Origin of the sequence: Piscibacillus halophilus, assembly GCF_900110685.1 — a bacterium.
Taxonomy (GTDB): Bacteria; Bacillota; Bacilli; order Bacillales; family Alkalibacillaceae; genus Piscibacillus; species Piscibacillus halophilus.
On the sequence record NZ_FOES01000074.1, the window covers coordinates 1 to 4,792 of the forward strand.

At 39.9% G+C, this 4,792-nt stretch carries 5 protein-coding genes; 4 read left to right on the forward strand and 1 reads right to left on the reverse strand.

Annotation, left to right across the window (positions count from 1 at the left end; translation table 11 throughout):
* The coding region (locus tag BMY57_RS15715; protein ID WP_143063855.1) for a transposase at window positions 1–282 on the forward strand (282 nt) is incomplete at its 5' end.
* Between the two features lie 47 nt (window positions 283–329).
* On the opposite strand, the gene BMY57_RS15720 is transcribed toward BMY57_RS15715, so the two are convergent.
* On the reverse strand, window positions 330–650 hold the full coding sequence (locus tag BMY57_RS15720) for a hypothetical protein (protein WP_091776377.1): 321 nt from the start codon (window positions 648–650) through the stop codon (window positions 330–332).
* Window positions 651–949: 299 nt separating this feature from the next.
* Between BMY57_RS15720 and BMY57_RS15725 the strand changes: the two genes are divergently transcribed.
* The 3 genes from BMY57_RS15725 (at window position 950) to BMY57_RS15735 (ending at window position 4,442) form a co-directional block, all read left to right on the forward strand.
* Window positions 950–2,056, forward strand: a complete 1,107-nt coding sequence (locus tag BMY57_RS15725; RefSeq protein WP_091776386.1) for a S8 family peptidase — start codon at window positions 950–952, stop codon at window positions 2,054–2,056.
* A 76-nt stretch (window positions 2,057–2,132) separates the two neighbouring features.
* The gene (locus BMY57_RS15730) at window positions 2,133–3,251 is read left to right on the forward strand and encodes a S8 family peptidase (RefSeq protein ID WP_091776380.1); all 1,119 of its coding nucleotides are present in this window, start codon (window positions 2,133–2,135) and stop codon (window positions 3,249–3,251) included.
* Between the two features lie 60 nt (window positions 3,252–3,311).
* The gene (locus BMY57_RS15735) at window positions 3,312–4,442 is read left to right on the forward strand and encodes a S8 family peptidase (protein ID WP_091776383.1); all 1,131 of its coding nucleotides are present in this window, start codon (window positions 3,312–3,314) and stop codon (window positions 4,440–4,442) included.
* Window positions 4,443–4,792 lie beyond the last annotated feature (350 nt).

Here is a 4,792-nt window from a genome sequence, read left to right on the forward strand (position 1 = left end):
GATAAACTTAAAGAGATTAAAGAAGAATTATATCGTTATTACGACCTTGTGAAGGCATCGGGAGTTGTAGAATTTGAAAGGTCGATATCGACCTTTCAAAATTGGCAAAAGCAAATCATGAACAGCTTCGCATTTGATTTACATAATGGGTATGTTGAAGGGATTAATAATCAAACCAAAGTGATTAAGCGTAATGCCTTTGGCTTTAAACGGTTTGATCGTTTTAGATTAAAGGTGTTATTGCATCATCAATATAAGAATTTAAGGGTTCGTATCAATTAAATTAGGAGTGAGCGTATGCTCACCCCAACATTTGACTTAGAACCTAATTAATACAATCTGATCGCGGTATAAATATACCAGCTCGACAGTCCTATAATAACCACCGTCATTAATGCCGTGTACGTTCTTGACTTAAAATGCCGAACATATTTTTGCCCAAATTGCCAAGCCAATAAATATACCGGAATCGTTATTATGACGGCTAATAACGTTAACCCTAATGTAAACAATGGAACCTGTAACCAACCATCAATATTATGCCCACTTCGATTTACAAAGCCCACAACTGCAATTGAAATATAAATTGGATATAAGTTCAAAAGGCTTACCACAATGAAATAGAGAACTGTTAAAACGTTCTGTTTCATTCTTTTATCCCACCTTTTAAGTGAAAATCCTTCTTCCCCCTACCTCTAATTTACACTATACAACCATTAAAATCTATTATTTTCCAGTTAATTAGTAAGAAAATTCCGCACTATCCTTCTTTTTCGATTTAGTTCGCTAATAACTTACAACTTAAGCACTATTTACTATTTATTTGAAAAAGTGATAATATTTTATCAATTCAAAATTTGACAGGCATAGCCCTACATCAAAGGCCATATATTTGACACTGTCGTGTGAAAAAAATTTTGAAAGGGGAAATGTTGTGAAAAAGTTAATCATGTTCATCGGTGTGTTAGTGTTTTTACTAATACCACTACAAACGGTATTAGCTGATGATGCTAATACATCAGAAAAGAAGGAGTACTTGGTTCAGTTTGATGGCCCAGCTGAAAAAGGGCTCTTAAATGCTTTTGACGTAGAAGAAGCCGACATACTCACTGAATATCAAGTATTACCTGTATACCACCTAAAGCTTACGGATAAACAGGCGAAAGGGTTAAAAAACCATCCACAAATAAAACATGTGGAGGAAAATGCTGAGGCGAAAGCGACTGCCCAAACAGTTCCATGGGGAGTGCCTCACGTTCAAGGCACCACTTCACAAAATAACGGTTATTCAGGAAGTGGTGTTAAAGTAGCTGTTCTTGATACAGGTATTGATTCTTCACACGTCGATCTTAATGTGGCTGGTGGTTACTCCGTATTTGGAGATTCACCATATAATGACGGCAACGGACACGGTACGCACGTAGCCGGTACTGTTGCAGCCCTAAACAATAACTCTGGCGTACTAGGTGTAGCACCACAAGCAAGTTTATATGCTGTCAAAGTATTAGACGCTAATGGAAGTGGATCATATGCAGGCATTGCAGAAGGTATTGAGTGGGCAATCCAAAATGATATGGACATTATCAACATGAGCCTTGGCGGTTCCCAAAGCTCATCCATATTAAAAGATTACTCAGACTATGCGTATTATAATGCAGGCATTCTAGTTGTAGCTGCTGCAGGTAATAGCGGTAATTCATGGGGCTGGGGCGATACGGTTGGATATCCAGCAAAATATGATTCAGTTATTGCAGTCGCAGCTGTTGATCAAAACAACACCCGTCCTTCTTTCTCAAGTCACGGGCCCGCTGTCGAGTTAGCTGCTCCAGGTGTTAATGTTCTAAGTACAACACCAGGAAACAACTATGATTCTTTCAACGGTACATCTATGGCTTCCCCTCACGTAGCAGGTGTTGCAGCACAAGTCTGGCAGGCTAAACCAAACCTATCAAACTCTCAATTACGATCATTGTTAAACAACACTGCCCAATATCTAGGAAACTCTAACTATTATGGTAATGGATTAGTTCAATCATATAATGCAATTGCTAATTAATTAGTTGATAAGCAGGGTTGAGGGATTCACCTCTCTTCCCTGCTTTATCATAAAAAAATATTTTAGGAGGCTAATTTTGAAAAAGTTTGTAGTATTGCTGACGGCATTATTTTTACTGTTAATCCCACTACAAACGAGTTTCGCAGATGAAGCGAATACTCAAGCAAAAGAGGATTACTTAGTCCAATTTGATGGTCCTGCTGAAAAGGGGCTTTTAAACGCTTTTGACGTTGCTGAAGCAGATATCGTTCATGAGTACAATCAACTTCCTGTTTACAACGTAAAACTTACTGAAAAGCAGGCTAATGGTTTAAAAAACAATCCTCAGATTAAATATGTTGAGGAAAACGCTGAAGTTCAAAGCTTTGCTCAAGAGACTCCATGGGGTGTCCCTCATGTCCAAGCAACTGAAGCACAAAGCAATGGATCCACAGGTGACGGGGTAAAAGTGGCTATTTTAGATTCAGGAGTTGACGCTAATCACGAAGATTTAGAAGTAGCTGGAGGCCATTCTGTATTTGGTGATTCACCTTATGATGATGGCAATGGCCATGGAACACATGTAGCTGGTACAGTAGCCGCACTTGATAACGACTTAGGTGTTGTAGGTGTTGCTCCCGATGCTGACGTTTACGCTGTTAAAGTGTTAGATGACTCTGGTAGTGGTTCTTATGCTGGTATTGCAGAAGGAATTGAGTGGGCTATTGAAAATGATATGGACATTATTAACATGAGTTTAGGTGGTTCAACTAGCTCTTCCGTTTTAAAAGAATATGTTGATCTTGCTTATGAAGAAGGGCTTTTAGTAGTAGCTGCTGCAGGTAATAGCGGTACTTGGTTAGGCTGGTTTGATACAGTCGGTTACCCTGCGAAATATGATTCTGCCATTGCAGTTGCTGCTGTCGACCAAAATAACAGCCGAGCTTCTTTCTCCAGTACTGGTGATGCACTTGAACTATCGGCGCCTGGTGTTAGCGTCTTAAGTACTGTTCCAGGTAATGGATATGATTCTTATGATGGCACTTCAATGGCATCACCTCACGTTGCAGGTGTCGCAGCACAAGTTTGGGCTGAAAAGCCTCACCTCTCTAACGAAGAATTACGCGAACTATTAAATAATACAGCACTTGATTTAGGTGACCCATTCCACTACGGAAACGGACTTGTACAAGCTGTTGAGGCTATTAACTATTAATCTAGTTAAACTGACGACCTATTGATCAGTTTAAAATAATGAACCCTTAGGAGGTCAAATATGAAAAAGATCATGGTCATTCTGAGTGCATTAGTCTTACTACTAATGCCGCTACAAACTGGCTTCGCGGAAGAAGTCAAACTCGAGGCTAAATCAGACTATTTAGTTAAATTCAACGGTCCTGCTGATCAAGGCTTGTTAAATGCCTTTGGAGTTGAGGACCATGATGTCAATCATACGTTTGAAAAATTGCCAGTCGTAGCATTAAGTTTAACAGAAGGACAGGCTAAAGGATTACTAAATCACCCTCAAATTGAAGCTGTTGAACAAGATGCTGAAGTACAAGCATTTGCTCAGACAACTCCGTGGGGAATTTCGCACGTTCAAGGAACTGAGGCACAAGATGCCGGGCACACTGGTAATGGTGTAAAAGTCGCGGTTCTTGATACAGGAATTGATTGTTCACATGAAGACCTAAATGTATCCGGCGGACACTCAGTTTTTACTGACTCAGCTAATAATGACCCTTGCAACGATGGGAATGGACATGGCACTCACGTAGCTGGTACAGTGGCTGCATTAGATAACAACGTTGGAGTTTTAGGAGTTGCACCACAAACTGACCTTTATGCTGTAAAAGTATTAAGCAATGATGGAAGTGGGTCTTACTCTGGTATTGCTGAAGGTATTGAGTGGTCGATTCAAAACGATATGGATGTTATTAACATGAGTCTTGGCGGCTCTCAAAGCTCTTCAATTTTAGAAGATTATACAAATCTAGCTTATGAAGAAGGTTTATTAGTAGTCGCTGCTGCAGGTAACGATGGAAATAGAGGCGGAAATAATGATACTGTTGGTTACCCAGCAAAATATGAATCTGCTATGGCAGTAGCCGCTGTTGATGAGAATAACCAGCGTGCAACTTTCTCTAGTACTGGACCTGCAGTTGAAATATCTGCACCTGGTGTCAATATCTTAAGCAGCGTTCCCGGGAATAACTATGATTCTTATAATGGTACATCGATGGCGTCTCCACACGTGGCAGGTGTCGCTGCACAAGTTTGGGCAGCTAAGCCAGACCTTACAAATGTTGAACTTCGTAATTTATTAAATGATACGGCTCAACCGCTTGGGGATTCTAATAAATATGGTTCAGGACTCGTTCAATCACTTGACGCTATTAACCAATAATTTATAATCGAGTAGGAGGAGGTGATTAACCTCCGACCTCTCACACCACCGTACGTACGGTTCCGTATACGGCGGTTCAATAGTTTGAGTGTGCTTTCTCGAGAAGTTGGTTCAAGTCTTTTAGACCAGCTTTCTCGAGAATTTTATTGTTAATAGCTCTGTGAAGTATATGGCTACATGCTATGCACCAATATCCCTTCCTTGTATTAGCCCATTCCCAAGCTTTTTGTTTTGGTATTTTAAGCTGAACAAGACTTTTATATCTTGTTTTAACCTTTTTCCATCGCTTCCAAATAATTTGTCTAATCCTACGTCTAACCCATTGGTTAATGCTTCGGATATATCCTTTC

Bases quoted from the DNA above. Each gene is read 5' to 3' on its own strand.
- BMY57_RS15720 (WP_091776377.1), bottom strand. From the start codon at position 650: ATGAAACAGAACGTTTTAACAGTTCTCTATTTCATTGTGGTAAGCCTT.
- BMY57_RS15725 (WP_091776386.1), top strand. From the start codon at position 950: ATGTTCATCGGTGTGTTAGTGTTTTTACTAATACCACTACAAACGGTA.
- BMY57_RS15735 (WP_091776383.1), top strand. From the start codon at position 3,312: ATGAAAAAGATCATGGTCATTCTGAGTGCATTAGTCTTACTACTAATG.